This window comes from Pseudoxanthomonas sp. GM95, from assembly GCF_900109775.1.
Classification (GTDB): domain Bacteria; phylum Pseudomonadota; class Gammaproteobacteria; order Xanthomonadales; family Xanthomonadaceae; genus Pseudoxanthomonas_A.
This window is the reverse complement of record NZ_FOAX01000001.1, coordinates 618,145-642,197: the sequence shown is the minus strand read 5'-3', so window position 1 is coordinate 642,197 and position 24,053 is coordinate 618,145. Positions and strand designations below refer to the sequence as shown.

Annotated in this window: 25 protein-coding genes; 11 read left to right on the top strand and 14 right to left on the bottom strand. The window is 65.6% G+C overall.

Annotated features, from left to right (window positions below; all coding sequences use genetic code 11):
* Positions 1-4: 4 nt before the first annotated feature.
* The 5 genes from BMZ17_RS03020 to grxD form a co-directional block, all read right to left on the bottom strand.
* A complete protein-coding gene (locus BMZ17_RS03020) occupies positions 5-3,259 on the bottom strand; it encodes a TonB-dependent receptor (RefSeq protein WP_093135485.1) in 3,255 nt (1,084 codons plus the stop codon).
* A 439-nt stretch (positions 3,260-3,698) separates the two neighbouring features.
* Entirely contained in the window at positions 3,699-6,050 is a 2,352-nt protein-coding gene (locus BMZ17_RS03015) for a TonB-dependent receptor (RefSeq protein WP_093135481.1), read from the bottom strand.
* A 244-nt stretch (positions 6,051-6,294) separates the two neighbouring features.
* Positions 6,295-6,900 carry a MarC family protein gene (locus BMZ17_RS03010; protein WP_093135475.1) on the bottom strand — a complete coding sequence of 202 codons (606 nt, stop codon included), beginning with the start codon at positions 6,898-6,900 and terminating at the stop codon, positions 6,295-6,297.
* Entirely contained in the window at positions 6,897-7,643 is a 747-nt protein-coding gene (locus BMZ17_RS03005) for an SDR family NAD(P)-dependent oxidoreductase (RefSeq protein WP_093135470.1), read from the bottom strand. The genes BMZ17_RS03010 and BMZ17_RS03005 overlap by 4 nt, the downstream gene beginning before the upstream one ends.
* The gene (gene grxD / locus BMZ17_RS03000; RefSeq protein WP_093135466.1) at positions 7,640-7,960 is read right to left on the bottom strand and encodes a Grx4 family monothiol glutaredoxin; all 321 of its coding nucleotides are present in this window, start codon (positions 7,958-7,960) and stop codon (positions 7,640-7,642) included. Before grxD ends, BMZ17_RS03005 begins: the two co-directional genes overlap by 4 nt.
* A 142-nt stretch (positions 7,961-8,102) precedes the next feature.
* Here grxD and sodB point away from each other — a divergent pair, with 142 nt between their 5' ends.
* Together sodB and BMZ17_RS02990 are read left to right on the top strand one after the other, a co-directional pair.
* Positions 8,103-8,681: a superoxide dismutase [Fe] gene (sodB, locus tag BMZ17_RS02995; protein ID WP_093135462.1), complete on the top strand. Its 579-nt coding sequence runs from the start codon at positions 8,103-8,105 to the stop codon at positions 8,679-8,681.
* Positions 8,682-8,898: 217 nt separating this feature from the next.
* Positions 8,899-9,330: a hypothetical protein gene (locus BMZ17_RS02990; protein ID WP_093135458.1), complete on the top strand. Its 432-nt coding sequence runs from the start codon at positions 8,899-8,901 to the stop codon at positions 9,328-9,330.
* 83 nt (positions 9,331-9,413) lie between these two features.
* On the opposite strand, the gene BMZ17_RS02985 is transcribed toward BMZ17_RS02990, so the two are convergent.
* Together BMZ17_RS02985 and purE are read right to left on the bottom strand one after the other, a co-directional pair.
* Entirely contained in the window at positions 9,414-10,562 is a 1,149-nt protein-coding gene (locus BMZ17_RS02985) for a 5-(carboxyamino)imidazole ribonucleotide synthase (protein ID WP_093135455.1), read from the bottom strand.
* On the bottom strand, positions 10,559-11,062 hold the full coding sequence (gene purE / locus BMZ17_RS02980) for a 5-(carboxyamino)imidazole ribonucleotide mutase (protein ID WP_093135451.1): 504 nt from the start codon (positions 11,060-11,062) through the stop codon (positions 10,559-10,561). Before purE ends, BMZ17_RS02985 begins: the two co-directional genes overlap by 4 nt.
* Positions 11,063-11,120: 58 nt before the next feature.
* Between purE and BMZ17_RS02975 the strand changes: the two genes are divergently transcribed.
* The 4 genes from BMZ17_RS02975 (at position 11,121) to BMZ17_RS02960 (ending at position 13,790) form a co-directional block, all read left to right on the top strand.
* Complete coding sequence (locus tag BMZ17_RS02975; RefSeq protein ID WP_093135447.1) at positions 11,121-11,387, top strand: Trm112 family protein; 267 nt, start codon at positions 11,121-11,123, stop codon at positions 11,385-11,387.
* Positions 11,384-12,244, top strand: coding sequence for a carboxylating nicotinate-nucleotide diphosphorylase (nadC, locus tag BMZ17_RS02970; RefSeq protein ID WP_093135443.1), 861 nt, complete (start codon positions 11,384-11,386; stop codon positions 12,242-12,244). The genes BMZ17_RS02975 and nadC overlap by 4 nt, the downstream gene beginning before the upstream one ends.
* A gap of 72 nt (positions 12,245-12,316) precedes the next feature.
* A complete protein-coding gene (locus BMZ17_RS02965) occupies positions 12,317-13,414 on the top strand; it encodes a DUF2272 domain-containing protein (protein ID WP_093135438.1) in 1,098 nt (365 codons plus the stop codon).
* Positions 13,415-13,457: 43 nt separating this feature from the next.
* Positions 13,458-13,790 carry a DUF3301 domain-containing protein gene (locus BMZ17_RS02960; protein ID WP_093135434.1) on the top strand — a complete coding sequence of 111 codons (333 nt, stop codon included), beginning with the start codon at positions 13,458-13,460 and terminating at the stop codon, positions 13,788-13,790.
* Positions 13,791-13,830: 40 nt separating this feature from the next.
* On the opposite strand, the gene BMZ17_RS02955 is transcribed toward BMZ17_RS02960, so the two are convergent.
* The 7 genes from BMZ17_RS02955 to BMZ17_RS02925 form a co-directional block, all read right to left on the bottom strand.
* The gene (locus BMZ17_RS02955) at positions 13,831-14,067 is read right to left on the bottom strand and encodes a hypothetical protein (protein ID WP_093135429.1); all 237 of its coding nucleotides are present in this window, start codon (positions 14,065-14,067) and stop codon (positions 13,831-13,833) included.
* Positions 14,068-14,096: 29 nt separating this feature from the next.
* Positions 14,097-14,540, bottom strand: coding sequence for a ClpXP protease specificity-enhancing factor (locus tag BMZ17_RS02950; protein ID WP_093135424.1), 444 nt, complete (start codon positions 14,538-14,540; stop codon positions 14,097-14,099).
* An 89-nt stretch (positions 14,541-14,629) separates the two neighbouring features.
* Positions 14,630-15,247 carry a glutathione S-transferase N-terminal domain-containing protein gene (locus BMZ17_RS02945; protein ID WP_093135420.1) on the bottom strand — a complete coding sequence of 206 codons (618 nt, stop codon included), beginning with the start codon at positions 15,245-15,247 and terminating at the stop codon, positions 14,630-14,632.
* Positions 15,248-15,415: 168 nt separating this feature from the next.
* The gene (locus BMZ17_RS02940; protein WP_254775226.1) at positions 15,416-16,150 is read right to left on the bottom strand and encodes a cytochrome c1; all 735 of its coding nucleotides are present in this window, start codon (positions 16,148-16,150) and stop codon (positions 15,416-15,418) included.
* Positions 16,151-16,172: 22 nt separating this feature from the next.
* Positions 16,173-17,438 carry a cytochrome b gene (locus BMZ17_RS02935; protein ID WP_093135414.1) on the bottom strand — a complete coding sequence of 422 codons (1,266 nt, stop codon included), beginning with the start codon at positions 17,436-17,438 and terminating at the stop codon, positions 16,173-16,175.
* Positions 17,438-18,058, bottom strand: coding sequence for a ubiquinol-cytochrome c reductase iron-sulfur subunit (gene petA, locus BMZ17_RS02930; protein WP_093135411.1), 621 nt, complete (start codon positions 18,056-18,058; stop codon positions 17,438-17,440). The genes BMZ17_RS02935 and petA overlap by 1 nt, the downstream gene beginning before the upstream one ends.
* Positions 18,059-18,242: 184 nt before the next feature.
* Positions 18,243-19,145, bottom strand: a complete 903-nt coding sequence (locus BMZ17_RS02925; RefSeq protein ID WP_093135407.1) for a lytic transglycosylase domain-containing protein — start codon at positions 19,143-19,145, stop codon at positions 18,243-18,245.
* 267 nt (positions 19,146-19,412) lie between these two features.
* Between BMZ17_RS02925 and miaB the strand changes: the two genes are divergently transcribed.
* The 5 genes from miaB (at position 19,413) to BMZ17_RS02900 (ending at position 24,039) form a co-directional block, all read left to right on the top strand.
* Positions 19,413-20,846, top strand: coding sequence for a tRNA (N6-isopentenyl adenosine(37)-C2)-methylthiotransferase MiaB (miaB, locus tag BMZ17_RS02920; RefSeq protein WP_093135403.1), 1,434 nt, complete (start codon positions 19,413-19,415; stop codon positions 20,844-20,846).
* Positions 20,843-21,661, top strand: coding sequence for a shikimate 5-dehydrogenase (locus tag BMZ17_RS02915; protein WP_093135398.1), 819 nt, complete (start codon positions 20,843-20,845; stop codon positions 21,659-21,661). Before miaB ends, BMZ17_RS02915 begins: the two co-directional genes overlap by 4 nt.
* Before the next feature lie 58 nt (positions 21,662-21,719).
* Positions 21,720-22,703: a PhoH family protein gene (locus tag BMZ17_RS02910; RefSeq protein ID WP_093135395.1), complete on the top strand. Its 984-nt coding sequence runs from the start codon at positions 21,720-21,722 to the stop codon at positions 22,701-22,703.
* A gap of 218 nt (positions 22,704-22,921) precedes the next feature.
* A complete protein-coding gene (ybeY, locus tag BMZ17_RS02905) occupies positions 22,922-23,419 on the top strand; it encodes an rRNA maturation RNase YbeY (protein WP_093135390.1) in 498 nt (165 codons plus the stop codon).
* Positions 23,420-23,499: 80 nt separating this feature from the next.
* Positions 23,500-24,039 carry a hypothetical protein gene (locus tag BMZ17_RS02900; RefSeq protein WP_254775225.1) on the top strand — a complete coding sequence of 180 codons (540 nt, stop codon included), beginning with the start codon at positions 23,500-23,502 and terminating at the stop codon, positions 24,037-24,039.
* Positions 24,040-24,053 lie beyond the last annotated feature (14 nt).

Sequence of the window (24,053 nt, the reverse complement as noted above, 5' to 3'; positions counted from 1 at the left end):
GAAATCAGAACTGGTAGCGGAAGCCCACCTGCAGCGACCACTGTGACACACCGACGTCAAAGCCATCTGCATCGGCATTGGCAACAGTCGGCTGGTCAGCCGAACGGAAGTTGTAAACGTACTTGCCGTCGTAAATACCCTGCAGCGTAGCCACACGGCTGTCGGCATAGAAGCCGTAGTCGTAGATGTGGCCCCAGTCCTTGTTGATCAGGTTGCCGACGTTCTGGATATCCAGCCAGATCTCCGATTTATGTCCCTTCATGAAGCCCGGCAGCTGCTGACTGACGCGCACGTCGAAGGTGTTGATCCAACCCGTACGGAAGCCATTGGCCGGCGCGGTCTTGCCCGCATACTTGGCCAAGTCCGGGTTCGCCTGCAGCCAGTCAAAGAACGCCTTCTCCATCTGCGGGCTCGCGGTGAACTCGCCGCCGGTGGTCAGCGTACCGAACAGCACGTCGCCCTGGCCCTTCGGCACGTAGAACAGGTCATTGGCGGTGCGGCTGTCGCCGTTGGCATCGTTGACGTAGACGTAGCTATACGGACGGCCGCTGCGGCCTTCATACACCAGACCGACGCTGGTTTCGTAGTCGCCGAAGAACTTGTGCTTCCAGTTCAAGGAGCCAGACAGGCGGTCCTTGATCTCGTAGCGCGCGGTGGTCTCGACTTCCTCGTTGGCGTTGAAGCCGTACTGGTAGCCCCAGCCCGAGCTGGCGGTGGAGCTGGTCAGCGGACCGACTTCGGTGGCGTGGGTGTAGGTGTAACCCAAGTCCCACGACCAGTCGCTGTTGGCGCTCCACGGCTTGGACAGCATCGCCGTGAACTGCTGGGTCTTGCCCTTATCGGTGTTGTCGATCAGGAAGACATTGTTGTAGTCGCGATTGCGGCCAGCACGCGCATTGCTCGACGCCCAGGCGTTGCCCTGCTTGGTCGAATCGTAGTACTGGTTGCGGCCGTAGTTGTCGACGAAGGTCGGCACCGGGCCTTCGCCCGGGACTTCGACATCACCGATGTTGAGACTCTGGTAGAAGAGGCCGTTCTTGACCTTGGTCACCAGCAATTCGGCCGATGCGACGATGCCGTACCACGGCAGCTCGTGATCGAACGCCAGGTTGGCCTTCCAGACCGACGGAAGCTCGAAGTCGTTGGCGACGAAGTTGACGTTCTGGGTGGCGGAACCGGCCACGGTCGGCACGGTCGGGTTCATGCCATCCGGATTGAAGCCGAAAGGCACGGTGCCGTTGTCGTCAACGTACTGAGTATACGAGGTGTAGTTGTACCCGGTGGTCGAGTAGCTGTTGCTGATCCACACCTGCGGGGCATCGCCCTGGAACAGGCCCACGCCACCACGCAACTGGGTCGGACGCTCGCTGTCGAAGGTGTAGTTGAAGCCAAAGCGCGGCTGAATCAGAAACTTGCTCTCGAACACCTTGCTGTTGTTGTAACCGAAGTAATCCGAGGCTGCCGCGTTATAGGCCGGCTTCGGGCTGACGCCCGGACGGTCGCCGCGCACGCCAAAGTTCAGCGTGAGGTTCGGGCTGACGTACCAGGTGTCCTGCACGAACAGGCCCAGGTTATCGTTCTTGTAGTCTGCGGCGATCGAGCCCGGAGTCACTTCCGCGCTTAAGTCGTACTGGCTCCAGATGCCTGCCTGGTAGTTATCCAGGCCGACGAAGCGATACACGCCCCATGAGTTAGCACCGTAGTAGTTATAGATGTCGTTGGTGCTGTAGTCGGCGCCGAACTTGAGGTCGTGGTCGCCGACCGTCCAGGTACCCGAAGCGGTGTAGTTCCAGGTCTTGGTCTTGAGGATGTTGTTCTGCGAGTTGGTCTCGGTGCCCAGGTACAGCACGTCGCCGGTCGGCGAGGTGATGTCGTCGCCGCCGAAGTAGATCGCCACGCTCGGCGCGGTCGTCGGGACCACGCGAATCGCCGAATAGTCGCGGAACGAAGCCTTCAACTCGGTGGAGAAGTTGTCCGACCAGTCGGAGAACAGCTGGCCGACGTAGCTTTCGACCGACTTCTCATGCTGGTACCAGTACGAGCTCAGCGAAGCCTGGCTGCTGGAGGACGCACCATTGATGCGCAGCTTGCTTTGGTCCAGCTTGCTATAGCGGACGCTGGCGCGGTGGGCATCGCTGATGTTCCAGTCCAGCTTCAGCGCGTACTCTTCCAGGTCGGTGTTGCCATTGCTGGCCAGACCGCCGGCATTGAATCCCCAGACGTCCTGCGAAATCTGCTGGGCGCGGGTCACGTCGTTCATGTCGAAATCGGCGGTCGGATCACCCAGCGCGGTGCTAGCCAGATCCACGCCCGGCGCCTGCTGCTCAAACTTCTCGTAGTTGGCGAAGAAGAACAGCTTGTCTTTGACGATCGGGCCACCGATGGTGGCGCCGTAGGTCTTTTCCTTGGTGAAGCCGTTGAACTTGTCGCCTTCCGGGTTATCACCGAACCAATCGCCGTCGCGGTAGGTGCCGTAGACCGAGCCGTGGAATTCGTTGGTACCGGACTTGGTCACCGCGTTGACGGTGGCACCGGTGGCGCCAGCGATGCTGACGTCGTAGTTGGACAGGTTGATGTCGATGGCTTCGATGGCTTCCATCGAGACCGGCTGGCGACGGGTCGCCATGTTGTTGCCTTCCAGGCCGAAGGTGTCGCTGGCCGAAATACCGTCGATGTTGATCGAGTTGAAGCGCGGGTTCTGGCCGCCGGCCGAGATCGTGCCCGAGGCGCGGTCGACGAAGGTCACGCGCGGATCCAGGCGCATGTAGTCCTGGATGTTGCCGTTGATCGACGGCAGCGCCTCGATCTTGGCCTGGTTGACGCTGGTGCCCGAGCCCATCTTGGTGGCGCTGAACACTTCCGAGCCGCCGCTGTAGCCGATGGCCTGCACCGAGCCCAGGTTGGTCACATCGCCGGTCAGGGCAGCATCGACGGTGTTGACCTTGTTGAGGTCCAGATACACGCCGTCTTCGGTCTTGGTACCTTCGCCCGGCTTGGTGACCGTGACGGTGTACGGACCGCCAACGCGCAGGCCGCGCGCGGTGTAGCGACCGGCGGCGTCGGTGGTGGCTCGGCTGACCGTTCCGGATTCCACGTGGGTGATGGTCACTTCAGCGCCAGCAACCGGCGCGCCACCAGCACCGATCACCTGACCGCCGACGCCGGCGGAGGTGGTCTGCGCCATCGCAGGCGCGGCGGCCAGGGCGGCCAGGAGCCCAAGGGCAAGTTTGGAAGTCCGGATACGGCGGTGCTGTGTCATTGCGTCTGCCTCTAAAAGGTTGGGCGGTCTAGAAAAAAATCGTGCTGTCGGCCGCGCTGTCCGGCGCGGCTCTGATGGACTTTTTGGTGTTTTTGCCCCTGGAACTCGTGCAGGCACGGCTGCTTCGAGTTAACGACAGGTTAACACGGTAAAAGTCACATGTGACCGCTTCGTGACGATTTTTTCGCAATGCAACACACTCACCACGATTCGGACAATTAATCCATGCGAATCATGGTCTTGTGGCGCATTATGACAAGCGCGAAATCGAAGGTTTCACTGACCGGAATGACGCTTTGAGGACAGCAATTGGCCGCCTCGCAGGACAGCCGCGCCATCATCGGGACAGCCCGGCAACACCGGGCAACAAAAAAGCCGCCTGGCGAACCAGGCGGCTTGGGCGAGCGAGACGGGCCGAGGCGGCCCGCGGATCAGGCGGTCAGAACGAGGCGCCGATCGTGAACATCACCGCACGCGGCTCCAGCACGTTGTAGTACGGCGTGCCGGTCCGGCTGAAGCCATCGGCGGCCACGGCCATGAGCGTGGTGCTGCTGGCCCAGGTGATGGCCTGCTTGTCGGTGAGGTTGCTGATGTTGAGCTTGAGGTACGGCTTCTTCAGTGCCCCCCAGTCGGCGAAGTTGTAGCCCGCATCCAGACCGACGGTAGTGTAGCTGCCGACCTTTTCGGTGTTCATGTAGTCACCGTAGCGGGCGCCGGAGTAGCGGCCCTTCAGGCCGGCCCAGAAGTCGCCCTGCTCGTAGTTCAGCGCCAGGGTGAACAGGTCCTTCGGCGTGTTCGGCAACTGCTTGCCATCGGTCGGATAGTCGACGCCGCCGTAGGTGTAGGGGTCCTTCATCTCCGCCTGGGTGTGGGTGTAGGAGCCGTACAGCTTGAGGCTGTCGCTGACCTTGTAGCTGGCCTCTCCATTGAAGCCGCGCATGCGCACGTTCGGAATGGTGATGTAGACGGAGTTGTCGTCTTCGTCGTAGCTGGAGATCGACTTGTTCTTGTAGTCGCTCTGGTAAACCATCAACGCAGCGCCCAGGCGATCCCCGTAGAAGCGCCAGCCAAGGTCGTAGGTCCAGGCCTCTTCGGGCTTCGGCTCCTCGGTGGTGGCGAACTGGTTGGTGTAGATCGAACTGGTCGCCGGCACACGGAAGCTCTTGGCCGCGCCGAAGAACAGCTGGTTCTGGTCGTCGACCTGATACTTCACGCCCAGCGCCGGCAGCGACTGGGTGTAGTTGCTGTCGAAGTACGCCGACTGGGTCGAGGACGTGGTACCGCCTGGATAGGCCAGATCCCAGCCCTTTCGGTTGGCCTTGAGCAGCGAAATGCCCAGGTTGACGGTCAACTGGTCGGTCGGGGTCCAGTTGTCCTGGATGAAGTACTTCTGCACCGTGGTCACGGTATAGGCGCGGTAGGTCTGCACCTGATCGTCGCCGTTGCTGTAGTACAGCTGGCAGTTGTCGTCATCGCCCCAGGTATCGCAGAGGTCACCGTTGCTCTGGTCGACGGTGACGAAGTTCTGGTGCTGGCTCTTGCGCGAGCGGTCGTACCACGCGCCGTAGACCAGGCTGTTGTTGTCGCCGATGTCCTGGAAGAACTTGGCGATCACGCCTGGCCGCACGGTCTTCGAGGCCGAATACTTGCCCGCGATGCCCGTATAGAGCGCGCCATCGGCGGTGTAGTAGCCGTTCCTGCTGGTGATGGTGGACGGGCTGCTGTTGCCGCCGCCGTCGCCCCACCACACGTAAGGCACCACCGACAGGCGCAGCGTATCGCTCAGGGTGAACTCACCATCAAGGCTGGCCAGCAAGCTGCGATACGGATTGCGGCGCAGGTTGTAGTAAGAGGTGGTGCCCGTGCCCCACGCGGTCGCGTAGTCCGCCTCGTAGTCCTGAGCGATGGCCGATTTGCTCTGCGTGTAATACGAGAAGTTGCTCTGCCGGTTGTACTGGAACGAAAAGCTCACCGAGTTGCCATCGTCGATCTGCCACAGCGACTTGCCGTCGATCTTGAGCACGTCGAAGTCGCCCAGGCCCTTCCACTTGTCGGCGGTGTTCTTGGAGATCGACACCCACGACCGCACCGGGCCGGTGTCGCCGGTGTTCACGCGCAGGAAGGTGCGCCGGTAGTCGTTGCTGCCGAAGCCCTGGTTGAAGTCCACACCGAAATCATGGGTGGGATCGACTGTCGACCAAGCGATCTGGCCGCCAGTGGCGCCCATCTCCGGCGCGTCGACATTCGGCGTGCCCTGCATCACCGTGATGTCGTTGTAGTTCTCCGCATCGCCGTACTCGGTGGCATAGATCGAGTAGCTGCCGCTGTCAGTGACCGGCGCGCCGTTGACCGTGATGCCGATCGCCGAGGAATCGAACCCGCGCAGGCTGTAGTTGCCATTGGCAAGGCCCGTCGCGTCGTCGCTGGCCGCATCCACGCCGGGGATCGAGGAGATCAGCTGGGTGAAATTGCTGCCGCCGGCGGCCTGCTGGATGGCCTCGCGGGTCACCGTGGAAATCGCCTTCGGCGCGGTCTGCACGACCATGTTGCCGCCGCCTAGGACGTAGGCGTCTTTGTTGCCGGTGACGCTGACCTTGTCGAGCTTCTGGACACGCTTGGTGTCGTAGGCTGCGGTGGTGTTGGAGGTGCTGGAAGCGGTCACGCGCTCGGACGCGGTGTCCTGCGTGGCGTCCTGTGCATGCGCGTTGAAGCTGAGGGCCGTGGCCAGCGCGAGACTGAGCACGGAGAAGCGAAGCGGATTGGGCTGCATGGTGCGTGTGGCTCTCTTCATAAAGGAAGGTCGCCGGGTCCGCCAGGCCACGCACGGGACAGCAAACCGTCCCTGGCGCAACCTCGTCTCCGCGGACACCCCGGGACTTGGCGCGCACCTTAAAAAGCGGGTTTTGCACGGCTTTGCCGTCAGGTTTTACGAAACCTTAAAGTGTTGACACCGTGCAGCAAAAAAAATGTCCGCCGCTGTCATGCAGTCGCAACATCGCGCACGCGGCGCATCACCTCGCAAGCGTTGTGGGCGCTCAGATCCCGTGCGGCGGCAGCGCACTGAGATAGGTGCCCACGCCATCGAGCAACATCTGCACCGAGATGGCCACCAGCAGCATGCCCATCAGGCGCTCGACCGCGGTCAGCGCGCGCATGCCCAGCCACTTGTAGACCAGCGTGGCCGAAAACAGGATCACCGCCGTGCCCAGCCACGCGATGCCCAGCGCCAGGCTCCAGCCGAACAGGCGCTCGGGCTCGTTGCTACCCATCAGCATCACCGCAGCCATGCCCGACGGGCCAGCGACCAACGGAATAGCCAACGGCACGATGAAAGGCTCGCCGCCGGGGATCTCGCCCATCAGGCCTTCGGGCTTGGGGAAGATCATGCGGATGCCGATCAGGAACAGCACGATGCCGCCGGCGATCTGCACCGATTCCTGGCGCAGGTGCATCCACTCCAGGAAATACTTGCCGCCCCACAGAAATGCCATCAGCACGGCCAGCGCGATGAGCAGTTCGCGCAGCAGCACGATGCGCTGGCGGCGAGGCGGCAGCGGCCGCAGCACCGACAGGAATACCGGGATGTTGCCCAGTGGATCCAGGATGAGGAACAGCAGCAGCGCTGCGGAGAGGATGGTCATGCGGTGGGATTCCAGACCTGGCCGCGCCGCGAGGTACCGGCTGGCGACAGCAGGGTGATGCAGTGCGCTGCGTAATCGCTGGCGTCGGCCAGCGTGGGATCATTGTCTTCGGCGTAGGCCCGCGCGCGCAGCGTGGTGCGCATCGGGCCCGGCTGCAGCGCGCTCACGCGCACCGGCGTGCTGGCCAGTTCGGCATGCAGCATGTGCACCAGCGCCTGCAGGCCATGCTGGGCCACGCCATAGCCGCCCCAGTACGGCGCACCGACGCGCTGCAGGTCGTCCAGCGCGAACACCAGGGCACCATCGTCGGCCGCCTTGAGCAGCGGCAGGCAGGCCTGGCTCAGCCACCACGCGGCAGTGAGGTTCACATGGATCGCGCGCGCGAACGCGGCCGGGTCGGTGTGCTCCAGCGGCGTCAGGCCGCGGAACTCGGCCGCGCAATGCAGCACGCCGTCCAGGCGCCCCAGTTCACTGCCAATGCGTTCGGCCAGCTCCGCGTAGTCGTCGGGCGCGGCACCTTCCAGGTCCAGCGGATACAGCAGCGGCTCGGGGCCGAGCTGCGCGCAGGCGTCGTAAACGCGATTGAGCTTGGCCGGACGCCGGCCCAGCAGCACGACGGTCGCACCGGCCTGCGCGCAGGCGCGTGCACTGGCTTCGCCCAGGCCGCCATGTGCACCGCTGACCAGGACCACGCGCCCGGCCAGTTCCTGTGCCCGACGCGTGGGAACCTGGAGCAGGCTCACCGCGGCAGCGCCTCGGCCACGATCCGGGCCAGCTCGCCCGATTCGTGCAGCTCCAGGGTGATGTCGCAACCGCCGATCAATTCACCATGGATGAACAACTGCGGAAACGTCGGCCAGTTGGAGAAGCGCGCCAGGTTGGCGCGGATCTCCGGCTCTTCGAGCACGTTGATCGCGCGCAGGCCGTGGGCGCCGGCATCGAGCAGCGCCTGCACCGCGCGGCTGGAGAAGCCACACATCGGATACTCCGGCGTGCCCTTCATGAAGAGCACCATCGGATGGCTGTCCAGTTCCGCCTGGATACGTTCCAGCACCGGCATGTTGCGTTCTCCTGCTTTGACGGCATGCAAACCGTCGTCGAGTAAACTTCCGGCGCTCTCCATCGCCGCCGGCAATGCGTAATTGTAAGCCTTCGCGCCTACCGCCGGCACCGCACACCACGCCAAGCCCTAAGGAATTGCCATGGCCATCGAACTGCCCGCCCTGCCCTACGACCGCACCGCCCTGGAACCGCACATTTCCGGCGAGACCATCGATTTCCACTACGGCAAGCATCACAAGACCTACGTGGACAACCTCAACAAGATGATCGAGGGCACCGAGTTCGCCGAGCTGTCGCTGGAAGAAATCATCAAGAAGTCCCAGGGCGGCATGTTCAACAACGCCGCCCAGGTGTGGAACCACACCTTCTACTGGAACTGCCTCTCGCCCAAGGGCGGCGGCGAGCCGACCGGCAAGCTGGCAGAGCTGATCAAGGCCGCCTTCGGCGACTTCGAGAAATTCAAGGAAGAGTTCACCAAGACCGCCGTTGGCACCTTCGGTGCTGGCTGGGGCTGGCTGGTGCAGAAGAAGGACGGCAGCCTGGGCCTGGTGAGCACCTCCAACGCCGCCACCCCGCTGACGGGCGAAGACACCCCGCTGCTGACCGTCGACGTGTGGGAACACGCCTATTACATCGACTACCGCAACGCCCGCCCGAAGTACGTCGAGTCCTTCTGGGCGCTGGTCAACTGGGACTTCGTGGCCAAGAACCTGGCCTGATCCATCCAGCACCAGATCCGCAGAAAAGCCGGGGAAACCCGGCTTTTTTGTTGCCTGCCAACGCCATCACCGGGCCGCGCGCAAGCAGCGACTGACAAATCGGTCATGTACCGATCAGCTAGGTGTCTGCCACCGGAACACGCCGGCACGCAGCGTCAACCGGCGACGCATCCAACCCGTTTCCGTCGGCGTGTCTTCCACACACCACGGAGTTGCGATGAACACGTTCACCCGCTGGGCCGCACCGGCCCTGCTGACTGTCCTGAGTGCCGGCGTCAGCGGCTGCGTCACCGCCAGTCCCCGCTATGTCCATGACAATCCGCCCGGCCCGGCCGGCGGCCCCGGCACCAACTGGGAGAATCCGCCCGGCTGGCGTGGCGGCCCCGGCGCATCGCCGGGATATCGCTACTGGCGACACGGCCGGGAGCGCTTCAAGTTCACCGTGGTCGAAGGCGGCTACTACTACAACGCCCGCTACGGCTACTGGCATCCGCGCTATGGCCTGTGGAACCAGGCGCGCCGCTGCTGGATGGACATCGACAACAACCCGCCGGGCCCGGCCGGTGGCCCCGGCACCAACTGGGAGAACCCGCCGGGCTGGCGTGGTGGCCCCGGCGCCTCGCCGGACCGCTTCGGCCGCTGTCGCTGAGCCTTTGGGCGTCCTGAAGTAAAAACGGAAACGGGGCCTTTCGGCCCCGTTTCTTCGCTGCGACTGAGATGCAGCCTGCAGCCTCAGCCTTCGGCCAAGCGCCCGATCACCGGCTGCACCTGCGCCTGGCGCGACAGCGCCTGGCCGGCCTTCGCGAGCGCGCCGGACAACGCAGCAGGCGTATCGGCACGCAGCGTGGCATGACCGACCTTGCGGCCCGCGCGCGGCGACTTGCCGTAGTCGTGCCAGTGACCGCCAGCCTGCGCCAGCACACCGTTGGCATCGGGCATGTCGCCCAGCCAGTTGAGCATGCAGGCGTGACCACGCATGGCCAGTGTGCCCAACGGCAGGCCGAGCACGGCACGCAGGTGCGCCTCGAACTGCGAGACCTCCGCACCTTCAATCGTCCAGTGGCCGGAGTTGTGCACGCGCGGCGCCATCTCGTTGGCCAGCAGCGTCTCGCCCTGGCAGAACAGCTCCAGCGCGAACACGCCAACGTACTCGGTCGCTTCCGCCACGAGGCGCGCGTAATCGATCGCCCGTGCCTGCATCGCTTCGGACACGCGCGTGGCCGGCGCCAGGCTGGCCGACAGCACGCCGTCGACATGCCAGTTTTCGGTCAGCGGAAACGCCTTGAATTCGCCATCGCGGCCGCGCACGGCGACCACCGAGACTTCGCGATCAAAAGCAACGAACCCTTCGACGATCAGCCCGACGGTTTGCGCCTGCGCGCCCAGTGCGTCCCACGCCGCATCGGCATCGGCCAGCGACTTGATCCGGAACTGGCCCTTGCCGTCGTAGCCGAAGCGGCGGGTCTTCATGATGCAAGGCGTGCCGACGACGGCCAGCGCGGCATCGAGTTCTGCGCGCGTGGAGACCGCCTCAAACGCCGGCACCGGAATGCCCAGCTCACGGAACAGCGACTTCTCGCTCATACGGTCCTGGGCGATGCCCAGCGCGCGCGGACCCGGATACACCGGCACGCGCTGCGCCAGCCACTGCGCGCTGGACGCCGGCACGTTCTCGAAATCGAACGTCACCACGTCCACCTTGGACGCGAATCCGGCCAGCGCGGCTTCGTCGTCGAATCCGCCGACCTGCAGCGGCGCGCACTGCCCCGCACAGGACTCGACCGAAGGATCCAGCACCAGGAAACGCAGCCCCAGCGGCACGCCCGCCAGCGCCAACATGCGGGCCAGCTGCCCGCCGCCGAGGATGCCGACCGTGGTCATACCCGCGGGTCGTCCTTGTCCATGACGTCCTGGGTCTGCCTGGCGCGGAACGCGTCCAGCGAGGCCGCGATCGCCGCATCTTCCGGACCCAGCATCGCGGCGGCGAACAGCGCGGCGTTGGCGGCGCCGGCGTTGCCGATGGCGAAGGTCGCCACCGGGATGCCGGCCGGCATCTGCACGATCGACAGCAGCGAATCCATGCCGTTGAGCGCCTTGGACTGCACCGGCACGCCCAGCACCGGCACGGCGGTCTTGGCCGCGATCATGCCCGGCAGGTGGGCCGCGCCGCCGGCGCCGGCGATGATCGCGCGCAGGCCGCGGCCCAGGGCTTCTTCGGCGTAGGAGAACAGCACGTCCGGCGTGCGATGGGCCGAGACGACTTTGACTTCGTAGGCGACGCCCAGGGCGTCAAGCTTCTGCGCGGCGTGCTGCATGGTCTCCCAATCCGAACGGGAGCCCATCACGATGCCGACGCGCGGCGCTGGGGAGTTGGCGGTCATTGGCCGTCCACGGCGACAAAACGATATTCTAGCGGTCTTGATCGCCAACGGACCTTTCATGGACCGCAAACTGCTCGACCTCCTGTGCTGCCCCGTCTCGCGCCAGCCGCTGGGACCTCTGGAGGCCCGCGGCCTGGAGTCGCTCAACCGCGCCATCGCAGCCGGCACCCTCAAGCATGTCGACGACACCGCCCAGGCGCAGCCGCTGAAGGAAGCACTGGTCACCCGCGACCGCAAGATCGTGTATCGCGTCGAGGACGGTATCCCGGTGCTGCTGCCCGAGGAAGGCATCGCCACCGTGCAGGTCGCCGACTTCCCGGCGTGAGCACGCTTTCGCCGCTGCCTGCACCGCCCGAGGCGGTGGTGCAGGACGATGTGCACCGCGCCCTGGCCGAGGACATCGGCACCGGCGATGTGAGTGCGGCCCTGCTGCCGGATGTGGCCGACAACGCCTATCTGCTGTGCAAACAGGACGCGGCGGTGTGCGGCCGGCCGTGGTTCGACGCCTGCCATCGGGCGCTTGACCCCGCAGTCGCCATCGACTGGCGCGTACACGAAGGCCAACGCGTCACCGCGGGCACCGTGCTGGCCACGCTGTCCGGCCGCGCCCGCACACTGGTCAGCGCCGAGCGCACCTCGCTCAATTTCATGCAAACCCTGAGCGGCACCGCCACGATCACCGCCGCGTTCGTGGACGCCGTGCGCGGCACCGGCACGCGCATCCTCGACACGCGCAAGACCATTCCCGGCCTGCGCCTGGCGCAGAAGTACGCGGTGCGCTGCGGCGGTGGCGACAACCATCGCATTGGCCTGTTCGACATGGTCATGCTGAAGGAAAACCACGTCCGCGCCGCCGGTGGCATCACCGCCGCGATGCAGGCCGCACGGGCGCTGCACCCTGAGCTGCCGCTGGTGGTGGAAGTGGAAACCCTGGACGAGCTACGCGATGCCCTGGCGATCGGCTGCACCCGCATCCTGATCGACGATTTCGACGCCGACATGCGCCGCGAGGCCGTGCGCATTGCCGCCGGCCAGGTACCACTGGAAGTTTCCGGCATGGTCGACCTGTCCACCGTGCGCGGCGTGGCCGAGGATGGCGTGGACTGCATTTCCATCGGCGCGCTGACCAAGCATGTGCAGGCGGTGGACCTGTCGCTGAAACTTGGCCCGCCGCCGGGCTGATTTCACGGTTCGTGGCCGCACGGGCTGCCAGGGTGCGTGTTGCCCCAAGGTCCCGACAGGAATCCCCGACCGATGCCCCACCGTTGGCTGTGCGCGCTTGCCTTGGTGCTGTCCTGCCTGGCCTCCCGGGCCCAGGCGATCGAGGTCTGCGATGCACCGCCGCGGTTTGGCCTGAGCCCGGCCGCCATCGCGATCACCCGCGCGGCCTGCGAGGAACACCGGCAGTGGATGCGGCCCTTCATCGACACACAAGGCCGCCTGGCCAGCCTGCGCGTGACCGAGGCCGAAAGCAGCTATCTGGCCGATCACGGCATCGTCGCCTGGCAGCGCGTGGCGATGTACTGGCGCGACAGCGGCACCCTGGCCCAGATCGGCGGCGAGCCCGGTGCCAGCAGTTGCCTGGTCCCGGCGGGCAACCGCGACACCGATAACGATTGCCGCGCCTTCATCGTCGATACGCCGTGGTCGGCCGCATTCGTGTCGTGGGTGATGACGCGCGCGGGCATCGCCGATTTCCGCCGTTCGCCGCGCCACATCGACTACATCCGCACAGCGTGGCGCGACGGCGCCAGCGGCGGTCCTTATCGCTACACCGACCCGGCGGTGGAAAAGCCCGCGCCGGGCGACCTACTGTGCTTCATCCGCAACCGCGACCAGGTCCTGGGCTATGCCGGCCTGACCGCCACGCTGGACCGCAAAGGCGCCGCACCCAATGAGTCGCATTGCGACATCGTGGTGGCGGCCAATGTCGGCGGCGATCGCACCCTGCACCTGATCGGCGGCAACGTGTTCAACGCTGTGACCATGCGCCAGCTGCCGCTGGACCGCAGCGGCCACGTCCTTCTGCCGGTGCCGCAGGCCGTGCCCGAGGACGGCAGCGGCGAGGCCAACGGCCCGGGCCGCGAATGCACGCCGTCGCAAGCGGACCAGTGCAACTTCAACCGCCAGGACTGGGCCGTGCTGCTGAAGCTGCAGGCGCAGACCGTGCAGCCGCCGCTACCCGCATCGCCGGCCGCGCCGATCACCGCCCCGGTGCCTGGCTTGCCGCCGGCCCCGGCGCCGGTCGCGCCCTTGCCGAACGACCCAACCCAGCCTGCGCCCGCTTTGCCCGCGACACCGTCGGCTCCCGACGCGCCCGCACCGGCCGAGCCCTTGAAATCCCCGCGTTGATCCACGCCTGCCCGCGCCGCGCGCGAGCCGCTACAGTCGCGCCATGACTCCGATCCTGCTCCTGATCTTCGGTGCCGCCGTGTTCTTCTGGTGGAATGCCGCCCGCGCCGCGGCCGAACGGGCGATCCAGGTGGGCCGCAATGCCTGCGCCGCCGCCGACGTGATCTGGCTGGACCAGAGCGTGCAGGCCACCGGCGTGCGGCTGCGTCGCAACGAGGATGGCCGCATGGCGCTGGAGCGTAGCTTCCGCTTCGACTATTCCTACGACGGCGTCGAGCGCCACACCGGCAAGCTGGTCATGCACGGCGACCGGCTGGTGTCCTTCGTCGGCCCGACCCGGCCGGACAACACGGCCGAGTTCCGCACGCTCAACTAAGTGATGGCGCCAGCGCGTTGCGCGCGCTGGCGATGCTGCATCACCCGCGCGGCGGCTCACCCTTGCGCCAGCACACCAAGATCAGCGCGAGGGTCGCCGCGGCGACCGTGCCGTAAAGCGCCAGCGCATGCAGCCGGGGCGGAAACGCTAATCCACTGACCGCCAACACTACGACGTAGAGCCCCAGCACCACCCAGCCCTGCCAGCCGCAGGGCAAGCCCCATCCCCAACCGACTTGTTTGGCGGGGAACCAGTATCGGGCTTGAGGCTTCACCATGGCGGCAGGCCTTGACTGCGTTGAAGGACTTACTTCACCACGCGCAGATGCGGGCGCTTGGACGGCGGCGGTGCCGGCTCGTCAGGCGTCGGATCATCCGGTGACGGCGGTTCGTGATCGTCCTGCGGGCCGGCGCCGGTGCCGATGTCTTCCGGCAGCGCCATGCCCTGCCCGGTTTCGCGGGCGTAGATGGCCAGAACCGCCGAGATCGGCACGTTGACCGGGTAGCTCACTCCGCCGAAACGGGCGGAAAAGCTGACCGTGAAATTGTCGATCACCAGATGCGCCACGGCGCGAGTGGCGATGTTGAGCACCACGCGGCCTTCTTTCACGGCGCTGGAAGGCACCTGCACACCGGCCTGCGTGGCATCGACCAGCAGGTGCGGGGTCATGTCGTTGTCTGCGATCCACTCGGCCAGCGCCCGCAACAGGTACGGGCGATGGCTGGTCATCTGTGCTGCATCTTCACTCATGGCGTCAGTCTAACCGGCCAGCGTGTTGGCCGGCCGTGCTTTTGCTGAAGATGCGTGCGGCCACGCGCCCTGTGCGGGCGCGATCCCGGTCAGGCGGGCAGGTCGCGGAGCTTCTTTTCCTGGTCGGTCAGGCTGCGCACGAAACCGGGATTGCGGAAGATCCGGTTGCCGTAGTCCTCGATCGACTTGCCGTCCTTGGGCAGGCCCACGTCCAGCGAGTTCAGGCGCCAGATGATCGGGGCCATGGCGCAGTCGGCCAGGCTCATTTCAGGATTCAGGAAGAATTTGCTGGCCTTGAACAACGGCACCGAGGCGGTCAGCAGTTCCTTCAGGCGCTTGCGACCCGCATCGGCCTGGGCCTTGTTGCCCAGCTGGATGGCCTGCACCTGCGGCACCCAGTCCACCTCGATCCGCAGCATCGCCAGGCGCAGGCGCGCACGCGAAAGCGGATCGACCGGCATCAGCGGCGGATGCGGGTAGCGCTCGTCCAGGTACTCACTGACCACCGAGGCGGCGTACAGCGTCAGGTCGCGCTCGACCAGGGTCGGCACGGAGTGATACGGGTTGAGGTCGATCAGGTCTTCCGGCGGGTTCTGCGGGTCAACCGGCACCAGGTCATAGCTGACGCCTTTGGCGGCGAGCACCAGCCGCACGCGGTGGCACAGCACATCGTCAACGGAAGAGAACAGCGTCAGGGTGTTTCGCATGCGGGCACTCGTCACCTTATCGGACCGATCCAGCAGCCGGGCTCCGCCGGCTGCGCCAACTAGCACAGGCGTCTTGCCTGGTCGCCGGTCCAGTCACTGAACACGGCGACGAGGATGAACATAGCAGTTGGCCGCCAATTTGCGCACCCCTGCTGGAGGTCACGTCCTTCAGTGGACGTCCTTCCAGAATTCCTTCTTCAACAGGAACGCCAGAAAGGTCAGAAACGCCAGGAACAGCACCACCCACACGCCCATGCTCTGGCGCTTCAGGGCTGCCGGCTCGCCGGCATATTCAAGGAAATTGGTGATGTCACGCACCGAGCGGTCGAACTCGGCCGGGCTCTCCGTGCCCGGCGTGACCAGCTTGAGCGCCTCGACCGGCTTTTCCTTGGTGGCCGGGTCCGGCGTGCCGTATTCGGCGTGCTGCAGGCCCTGCAATTCCCACAGCGGATTGGGCATGGACGCATTGGGGAACAGCTTGTTGTTCCAGCCCAGCGGCCGCGCCTCATCCAGGTAGAAGGACTTGAGGTAGGTATAGACCCAGTCCGGGCCGCGGACGCGCGCGATCAGGCTCAGGTCCGGCGGCATCTTGCCGAACCACTTGGTGGCCGGATCGTGCGGCATCGCCACCTGGATCTGCTCGCCGACAGCCGCACCGGTGAAGTTGAGGCTGGCCTGGACATCATCCTCGCTCAGCCCCAGATCCTCGGCCATGCGCGAATACCGCAGGTATTTGAGCGAGTGGCAGCCCGAGCAGTAACCCATGAACAACTTGGCACCACGTTGCAATGAGGCCTTGTCGCCCAGGTCGTTGCCGGCCTGCAGGGTGGCGCCACCTTCGGCCGCGCACACCGACACGCTCAGCATCAGGCCGAAGCCAAGTACCGCCAGGCGCGGGAACATCCGCTTGATCGAAGACAGGCGCTTAGTCATGCGTGCTCACCCGCTCCGGCACCGGCTTGGTGCGTTCGAATCCGAAGAACGTATAGACCCACAGGAAGATGAAGAACCCGAAGTAGCACAGCGTCAGCACGCGGCCGATGTAGGTTTCCATCTGGTCGGTGCCCGGGCCGGAGCCGATCTTGCCCAGGTAGACGAAGCTGAAGGCGAAGATGGCCAGCGCGATCTTGTAACCCAGCCCGCGGAACTTGATCGAGCGCACCTTGCCACGGTCCAGCCACGGCACCGCGAACAGGATCGCGATTGCCGAGAACATCACCAGCACGCCGCCGAGCTTGTCGGGCACCACGCGCAACATCGCGTAGTACGGCGTGTAGTACCAAACCGGCTTGATGTGCTCGGGCGTCACCAGGCGGTTGGCCTCGGTGAAGTTGTCGTGCTCCAGGAACAGGCCGCCGAAGGCCGGCGCGAAGAAGATGATGAAGGCACCGATCATCAGCAGGAAGCCGACGCCCACCAGGTCCTTGACCGTGTAGTACGGGTGGAACGGGATCGTGTCGGTCGGCGCGGTCTTGCTCCAGCGGTTGCCCTTGGGACCGTGCTTGGTGTCCACGCCTTCGGGATTGTTGGAGCCCACTTCGTGCAGCGCGCCCAGGTGCAGCACCACCAGCAGCAATAGCACCAGTGGCAGGGCGATCACGTGCAGCGCGAAGAAGCGGTTGAGCGTGGCGTCACTGGGCAGGTAGTCGCCCATGATCCATTCGGTCAGCCCCTGCCCGATCACCGGGATCGCACCGAACAACGAGATGATCACCTTGGCGCCCCAGAACGACATCTGGCCCCACGGCAGCACGTAGCCCATGAAGGCTTCGGCCATCAGCACCAGGTAGATCAGCATGCCCAGGATCCAGACCAGCTCGCGCGGCTTCTGGTAGCTGCCGTACATCAGTCCACGGAACATGTGCAGGTAGACCACGATGAAGAACAGCGAGGCGCCGGTGCTGTGCATGTATCGGATCAGCCAGCCCCACTCGACGTCGCGCATGATGTACTCGACCGAGGCGAAGGCCTCGGCCGCGCTGGTCTTGTAGTTCATCGTCAGGAAGATGCCGGTGACGATCTGGTTGACCAGAATCAACAGGGCCAGCGAGCCCATGTAGTACCAGAAGTTGAAATTCTTCGGCGCGTAGTACTCGCTCATGTGCTTGCGATACATGGGCATCAGCCCAGGCGCGCGCGCATTGAGCCAGTCGAAGGCGCCGTTGGCGGCCCGCGTGATCACGTTCGACATCAGGCAGCCCCTTCCGGATCAACGCCGATGATGATGGTGTTGTCGTCCTGGTAATGGTGCGGCGGCACCAGCAGGTTGATCGGCGCCGGCACGCCCTGGAACACGCGTCCGGACATGTCGAAGCGCGACTTGTGGCAGGGGCAGAAGTAGCCGCCCTTCCACTCCGGATCGAACGGCTCGGGTCGGATCTCGGCGATGATTTCCGGCGAGCAGCCCAGGTGGGTGCACAGGCCGACCAGCACTGAGATCTCGGGCTTGATCGCGCGCAGCTCGGGGTTGCCCTTGAGCACGTACGCCGGCTGCTGGTCCTTGTTCTCGCACTTGGGGTCGCGCAGGCGACCGTCCAGCGTGGGCAAGGCATCGAGCATCGCCTTGGAGCGCTTGACCACCCAGATGGGCTGGCCACGCCACTCGAGCACCATCCGTTGGCCTTCCTGTAATCCCGTGATATCCGCGGTCACCGGGGCACCGGCCAGTTTGGCGCGGGTGCTGGGATTCCAGGATTTGATGAACGGGACGGCCAGGAAGCCTGCACCCACGGCACCGACAACTGCGGTGGTGGCCGTCAGGAACCGGCGGCGCCCCGCATCCACGGGCATTGTGACCTCGTCATTGGCCATCCGTAACTCCGCGAGAACGACATTGGGTAGCTGTTTGGCTGCCGGATGAGGCCCGCGGACGGGCTTCATCTGTAGAGCGCGGCCGAGTCTAACTGAATAAAATTTTTCGCCACAACAAACCCTGTTCGATCAGTCACTTGCAGATCGATCATGCTGCATTTCGGGTATTGCACCGCAGCATCTGCTAGCGCGCGCCGACGGTTCCGACGTTGGCGCGGTAGCGCTCGGCCAGGACCCCGACCCGCTGCACGTAGCGCTGGGTTTCCGCGTACGGGGGCACGCCGCCATTGCGATCCACCGCCCCTTCGCCCGCGTTGTAGCCGGCCGCCGCCAGGGTCAGGTTGCCCTGGTAGCGCTTGAGCAGGAAGGCCAGGTACTGCACGCCGCCACGGATGTTCTGCGCGGCGTTGTAGGCGTCATCCACGCCGAACCGGCGCGCGGTGGCCGGCATCAGCTGCATCAGGCCCATCGCACCGGCGCGCGACAGCGCCAGCGGGTTGTACGAGGATTCGGCATGAATGATGGCGCGGACGATGGCTTCTTCTACCCCGAACTCGCGCGCGGCCGAGGCGATTTCGCTCTCGTAGGCCAGCGTGTTCAGGCGCACCGCGCCGAAGTTCATGTTGGGATTGCCGCAGGCGTAACAGGTCTCGATATAGCTGTACTTGATGGTGCGGACGCTGGCGACGTCGATGCCGCGCGGGCGGGCACTGGTGTAGTTGCGCACGCCATCCTTGATGAAGGAATAGACCTGTCCACTCACCACGCGGCGCGGCGGCGTGGCAGCGGTCGGCGCCGGCTTGGGCATGGGTGCGACAGCGGCGGGCGTGATCGCGCTGGACGGTGTCTTCTCGGCGACGGCCACGGTGGGTGCAGCCGCCGCAGGAGGCGTGATCACGGGGCGCACGGCGCGGCGCGCGGGTTCGGGCGTGTACTGGCTGACCACGCTGCAGGTGGCCCCGGCCAGGCGCTTGCTGACGTAGGCAGTGGCGCCATCGGGGCCGACGCACTTGTACAGGGTGCCCGCGCTGGCCGGCAGCGCGACCAGCGTTGCGGCGATCATCCCCAGTCGCAGCAGCCCCTTCATGCGGCGAAGTGTCCCAGCTTATCAATGACTTAACAAGACAATGACGCGGCCTTTGCAGGTCTGGAGACACCGGTCACGGAGTCCGCTCCGGCCACGCCTGCCACCCTGCCGTGAAACGGCGGTCTTCAGCATTGGAATGGCCAACGTGCGCCTCTTCGAAACGCGACAGCCCGATGGCGCCAAACGCTTGCCCTCCAAGAGGGCCGCACGCCGCACAGAGCCGGTAAACTAGCCGGCTTTCCCGCCCACCCGACTGGATTAAGCGCCATGACCGGGACGCCAGACGTCACCACGCCCGCCCCGGGCGACACCACCGTTGTGCCCCTGCCCTTCGTCGCCAAGAAGCCGACTGAAGTCCGCGGCAAGCTCTATATCAAGACCCACGGTTGCCAGATGAACGAGTACGACTCGGCCAAGATGGCCGACGTGCTGGCCGCGGCCGAAGGCCTTGAGCTGACCGACAACCCCGAAGAAGCCGACGTGGTGCTGGTCAACACCTGCTCCATCCGCGAAAAGGCGCAGGAGAAGGTCTTCAGTCAGCTCGGCCGCTGGAAGGCGCTCAAGGCCGACGGCAAGCCGGTGATCATCGGTGTCGGCGGCTGCGTGGCCTCACAGGAAGGCGAAGCCATCGTCAAGCGCGCGCCGTACGTGGACCTGGTGTTCGGCCCGCAGACCCTGCATCGCCTGCCCGAACTGATCCGCGCCCGGCGCGAATCGGGCAAGTCGCAGGTGGACATCAGCTTCCCGGAAATCGAGAAGTTCGACCGCCTGCCCGAGCCGCGCGCCGATGGCCCGTCGGCGTTCGTATCGATCATGGAAGGCTGCAGCAAGTACTGCAGCTTCTGCGTGGTGCCCTACACGCGTGGCACCGAGGTCAGCCGGCCGTTCGAGGACGTGCTGGTGGAAGTGGCCCAGCTGGCCGCGCAGGGCGTGCGCGAGATCAACCTGCTCGGCCAGAACGTCAATGCGTATCGCGGTCCGTATGGCGATGGCGAAATGGCGGACCTGGGCCTGCTGATCCGCACGATCGCGCAGATCGAGGGCGTGGGCCGGATCCGCTTCACCACCTCGCATCCGCTGGAGTTCAGCGATTCTCTGGTGGATGCCTACCGCGACGTGCCGCAGCTGGCCAACTACCTGCACCTGCCGGTGCAGGCCGGCAGCGACCGCATCCTGAGCGCGATGAAGCGCGGTTACACCGCGCTGGAATTCAAGTCCAAGATCCGCAAGCTGCGCGCGGTGCGGCCAGACATCTCGATCAGCTCGGACTTCATCGTCGGCTTCCCCGGCGAGACCGATGCGGACTTCGACAAGACGATGAAGCTGATCGAGGACGTGGGCTTCGACCAGAGCTTTTCCTTCATCTACTCGCGTCGTCCCGGCACGCCGGCGGCAGACTTGTCCGACGACACGCCCGATGCCACCAAGCACGCGCGGCTGGAGCGCCTGCAGGCGCACATCAACGCGTATTCGCAGGGCATTTCGCAGCGGATGATCGGCAGCGTGCAGACCGTGCTGGTCGAAGGCCCCTCGCGCAAGGATCCCAACGAGCTGACCGGCAAGACCGAGAACATGCGCTCGGTGAACTTCGCCGCGCCCAAGCGCCTGATCGGCCAGTTCGTCGACGTGGCGATCACCGAAGCATTCAGCAACTCGCTGCGTGGCCGCGTGGCCACCGACGCAGACAAGGCACACGCATGACCCTGCGCATCAACCGCGACACCCGCCTGTGCATGTCGCTCTCGGCACGCCCGGGCAACTTCGGCACGCGCTTCCAGAACTATCTCTACGAAGCGCTGGGCCTGGACTACGTCTACAAGGCCTTCAGCACCACCGACCTGGAAGGCGCCATCGCCGGAATCCGCGCGTTGAACATCCGCGGCTGCGCGGTCTCGATGCCGTTCAAGGAAGCCTGCATCCCGCTGCTCGATGGCCTGGAGCCGTCGGCGGCGGCGATCGCTTCGGTCAACACCATCGTCAACACCGACGGCGTGCTGCGCGGTTACAACACCGACTACAGCGCCGTGGCCAGCCTGATCGCCGCCAGCGGCCTGCCCACCGACACCCCGCTGGCCCTGCGCGGCAGCGGCGGCATGGGCAAGGCCACCGCCTGCGCGCTGCGCGACGCCGGCTTCGCCAACGGGCACGTGGTCGCGCGCAATGCCGTGGCCGGCCAGCGCCTGGCGCGCACCACGCGCTGGAACTGGTCACCGGACATGACCGGCGTGGAAGGCGGCCTGCTGGTCAACGTCACCCCGATCGGCATGGAAGGCGGCCCGGAAGCCGACACCCTGGCCTTCACCGAGGACGAAATCGCCGCGGCCAAGCTGGTCTTCGACGTGGTCGCCCTGCCGGTGGAGACGCCGCTGATCAAGCGCGCACGCGCCCTGGGCAAGCCGGTGATCACCGGTGGCCAGGTCGTGGTGCTGCAGGCGGTGGAGCAGTTCGTGCTCTACACCGGCGTGCGCCCGGAGCAGGCGCTGATCGACCAGGCCGCCGCGCACGCGCTGGGCTGAATCCGCGCTTGGCGCCAGCGCTGCCTGTGGCGGCCTGGCGCGCTACCCTAGGCGGTCTATGACGACGCCCACCCATCACGATTTCACCCTGGATCCCTACGACACCGAGCAGCTGGCCAACCTGGCCGGCCCGTTCGACGCGCACCTGCGCCAGATCGAACTCAAACTCGGCGTGGAGATCTCCAATCGCGGCAACATCTTCCGCGTCGAAGGCCCGGCGCGCGCCGCTGCGGCCACCGAACAGCTGCTGCGTGCGCTGTACGACGAAGCGGCGACCGAAGTGTTCGACGCCGATGCCATCCACCTGCGCCTCAACGAGGCCAACCTCGAGCATCTGGCCAGCGCTGGTTATACGGCGCAGGAAGTTGCGATCAAGGTCAAGCGCGGCACCGTGCGCGGCCGCGGCCCCAACCAGGCTGCGTACCTGCATGCCATCGCCACGCACGACATCAACTTCGGTATCGGCCCGGCCGGCACCGGCAAGACCTTCCTCGCCGTGGCCATGGCCGTGGAAGCCTTGAACGAGGCCCGCGTGCAGCGCCTGATCCTGGTGCGCCCGGCGGTGGAAGCCGGCGAGAAGCTGGGCTTCCTGCCCGGCGATCTGAGCCAGAAAGTCGATCCCTACCTGCGCCCGCTCTACGACGCGCTGTACGAAATGCTGGGCGTGGAAAAGGTCGCCAAGCTGCTGGAAAAGAACGTCATCGAGATCGCACCGCTGGCCTACATGCGCGGCCGCACGCTCAACGATGCGTTCGTGATCCTGGACGAGGCGCAGAACACCACCGTCGAGCAGATGAAGATGTTCCTGACCCGCATCGGCTTTGGTGCCACCGCGGTGGTCACCGGCGACATGAGCCAGACAGATCTTCCCAAGCACATCCGCTCTGGCCTGAAGGATGCGGTGGAAGTCCTGCGCGGCGTGGAAGGCGTGTCCTTCAGCTTCTTCGGCGCCCGCGACGTGGTCCGTCATCCGCTGGTGGCGCGCATCGTGCGGGCTTACGATGCGCGCGACAACACCGCCTCCGATGCCGAGCAGGCGTAGCGCGCGTGATGCACGTTGAGATGAGCTGCGTTGGCAGCCGGCGCTATAGCGCCGACCGCCAACCCGACGGGAAACGGCCCGGGACGCGCCGATCCTGCGTTGCGCGCCTCGCCCAGGCGACCTGCCTGGGCCGCGGCGCACGCCTTGTCTCGACACGTCCCAGGCCACTTCGCACTCATCGCAACGCGCACCACACGCTCTAACGAGGGCATATCGACATGACCAAAGGTCCCATCCATCTGCAGGTCGCGGTCAGCTATGCGATGCCGCGCGCCGGGCTTCCTGCGGCGGTGAGCTTCCGCAAGTGGGTCGCGGCGGCGCTCAAGGGCCGCATCCGCGAGGCCGACCTGGCCATCCGCATCGTCGATGCGAAGGAAGGCAAGGCCCTCAATCGCCATTACCGCGGCAAGGACTACGCCACCAACGTGCTGTCCTTTCCCGGCGAGCTGGACGAGACCATCAAGCTGCCCAAAGGCGTGACCATGCCGCTGCTGGGCGACCTGGTGATCTGCGCGCCGGTCGTCGCCCGTGAAGCCAAGGACCAGGACAAGGCGCTGGCCGCGCACTACGCGCACCTGACCGTGCACGGCACCTTGCACCTGCTGGGCTGGGACCACGAAGACGACAAGGAAGCCGAGGCGATGGAGCAGCTGGAACGCGAGATCCTGGCCGAACTGGGCATCGACGATCCCTACGCGGCGGAGCAGCAGGCGTGAGGCAAGTGTTGTTGCGTACGACGCTCGCACTCTCCGCACTCGCCTGCGCCACACACGCTACTGCGGCACCATCGCCGGCCGTGGACAAGGCGGCTGCCGAAGATGCATCCATCGCGCCACCGGACCTTGCCGCATTGATCGAATGCCGCAAGGAAGTCCCCGACTTCCTCGCCCTGGAGCCGGCCCTGCGCGATCCGCTCAAGGCCGTGGCGCTGGGCTGGAAGCCGTTGCCGCAGGTCAACCAGTTCATGACCGAGTTCGAGCTGGTCAAGCCGATCACCGTGTTCGGCCACGCGACCTCGCACATCGCCTTCGCCGGCGACAGCATCATGGCGATCCTGGACCTGCCCGACCCGCGTCCGCTGGCCCACCAGCTGGACCTGGAAACCGGCATCGACACACCGGAGAAAGCGATCTTCGGCAAACAGCTGCGCGAAACCGAGAAGACCGATCCGGCCAGCGGCCAGACCCTGATCCAGGCCATCATCCTCAACGTGTCCAACGTCGCCAGCCACCCGGGCAAGACCCTGGCCGGCTGCAGCTACAACCTGGACACCGAAGGCCCCGATCCGGCACCGGAAACCGCGGCACCGACGCCGCAGGCCAAGGCCGCGCCCTAGCCCCCGGGCGCCGC

Bases quoted from the DNA above. Each gene is read 5' to 3' on its own strand.
- BMZ17_RS02990 (WP_093135458.1), top strand. From the start codon at position 8,899: ATGAACACGTTCACCCGCTGGGCCGCACCGGCCCTGCTGACTGTCCTG.
- sodB (WP_093135462.1), top strand. From the start codon at position 8,103: ATGGCCATCGAACTGCCCGCCCTGCCCTACGACCGCACCGCCCTGGAA.
- BMZ17_RS02915 (WP_093135398.1), top strand. From the start codon at position 20,843: ATGACCCTGCGCATCAACCGCGACACCCGCCTGTGCATGTCGCTCTCG.
- BMZ17_RS02940 (WP_254775226.1), bottom strand. From the start codon at position 16,150: ATGTTCCCGCGCCTGGCGGTACTTGGCTTCGGCCTGATGCTGAGCGTG.
- BMZ17_RS03015 (WP_093135481.1), bottom strand. From the start codon at position 6,050: ATGAAGAGAGCCACACGCACCATGCAGCCCAATCCGCTTCGCTTCTCC.
- BMZ17_RS02945 (WP_093135420.1), bottom strand. From the start codon at position 15,247: ATGCGAAACACCCTGACGCTGTTCTCTTCCGTTGACGATGTGCTGTGC.
- BMZ17_RS02975 (WP_093135447.1), top strand. From the start codon at position 11,121: ATGGACCGCAAACTGCTCGACCTCCTGTGCTGCCCCGTCTCGCGCCAG.
- BMZ17_RS02965 (WP_093135438.1), top strand. From the start codon at position 12,317: ATGCCCCACCGTTGGCTGTGCGCGCTTGCCTTGGTGCTGTCCTGCCTG.
- BMZ17_RS02955 (WP_093135429.1), bottom strand. From the start codon at position 14,067: ATGGTGAAGCCTCAAGCCCGATACTGGTTCCCCGCCAAACAAGTCGGT.
- BMZ17_RS03020 (WP_093135485.1), bottom strand. From the start codon at position 3,259: ATGACACAGCACCGCCGTATCCGGACTTCCAAACTTGCCCTTGGGCTC.
- BMZ17_RS02925 (WP_093135407.1), bottom strand. From the start codon at position 19,145: ATGAAGGGGCTGCTGCGACTGGGGATGATCGCCGCAACGCTGGTCGCG.
- BMZ17_RS02985 (WP_093135455.1), bottom strand. From the start codon at position 10,562: ATGACCACGGTCGGCATCCTCGGCGGCGGGCAGCTGGCCCGCATGTTG.
- BMZ17_RS02910 (WP_093135395.1), top strand. From the start codon at position 21,720: ATGACGACGCCCACCCATCACGATTTCACCCTGGATCCCTACGACACC.
- BMZ17_RS02935 (WP_093135414.1), bottom strand. From the start codon at position 17,438: ATGTCGAACGTGATCACGCGGGCCGCCAACGGCGCCTTCGACTGGCTC.
- BMZ17_RS02960 (WP_093135434.1), top strand. From the start codon at position 13,458: ATGACTCCGATCCTGCTCCTGATCTTCGGTGCCGCCGTGTTCTTCTGG.
- grxD (WP_093135466.1), bottom strand. From the start codon at position 7,960: ATGCCGGTGCTGGAACGTATCCAGGCGGAACTGGACAGCCATCCGATG.
- BMZ17_RS03010 (WP_093135475.1), bottom strand. From the start codon at position 6,900: ATGACCATCCTCTCCGCAGCGCTGCTGCTGTTCCTCATCCTGGATCCA.
- ybeY (WP_093135390.1), top strand. From the start codon at position 22,922: ATGACCAAAGGTCCCATCCATCTGCAGGTCGCGGTCAGCTATGCGATG.
- petA (WP_093135411.1), bottom strand. From the start codon at position 18,058: ATGGCCAATGACGAGGTCACAATGCCCGTGGATGCGGGGCGCCGCCGG.
- miaB (WP_093135403.1), top strand. From the start codon at position 19,413: ATGACCGGGACGCCAGACGTCACCACGCCCGCCCCGGGCGACACCACC.
- BMZ17_RS02950 (WP_093135424.1), bottom strand. From the start codon at position 14,540: ATGAGTGAAGATGCAGCACAGATGACCAGCCATCGCCCGTACCTGTTG.
- purE (WP_093135451.1), bottom strand. From the start codon at position 11,062: ATGACCGCCAACTCCCCAGCGCCGCGCGTCGGCATCGTGATGGGCTCC.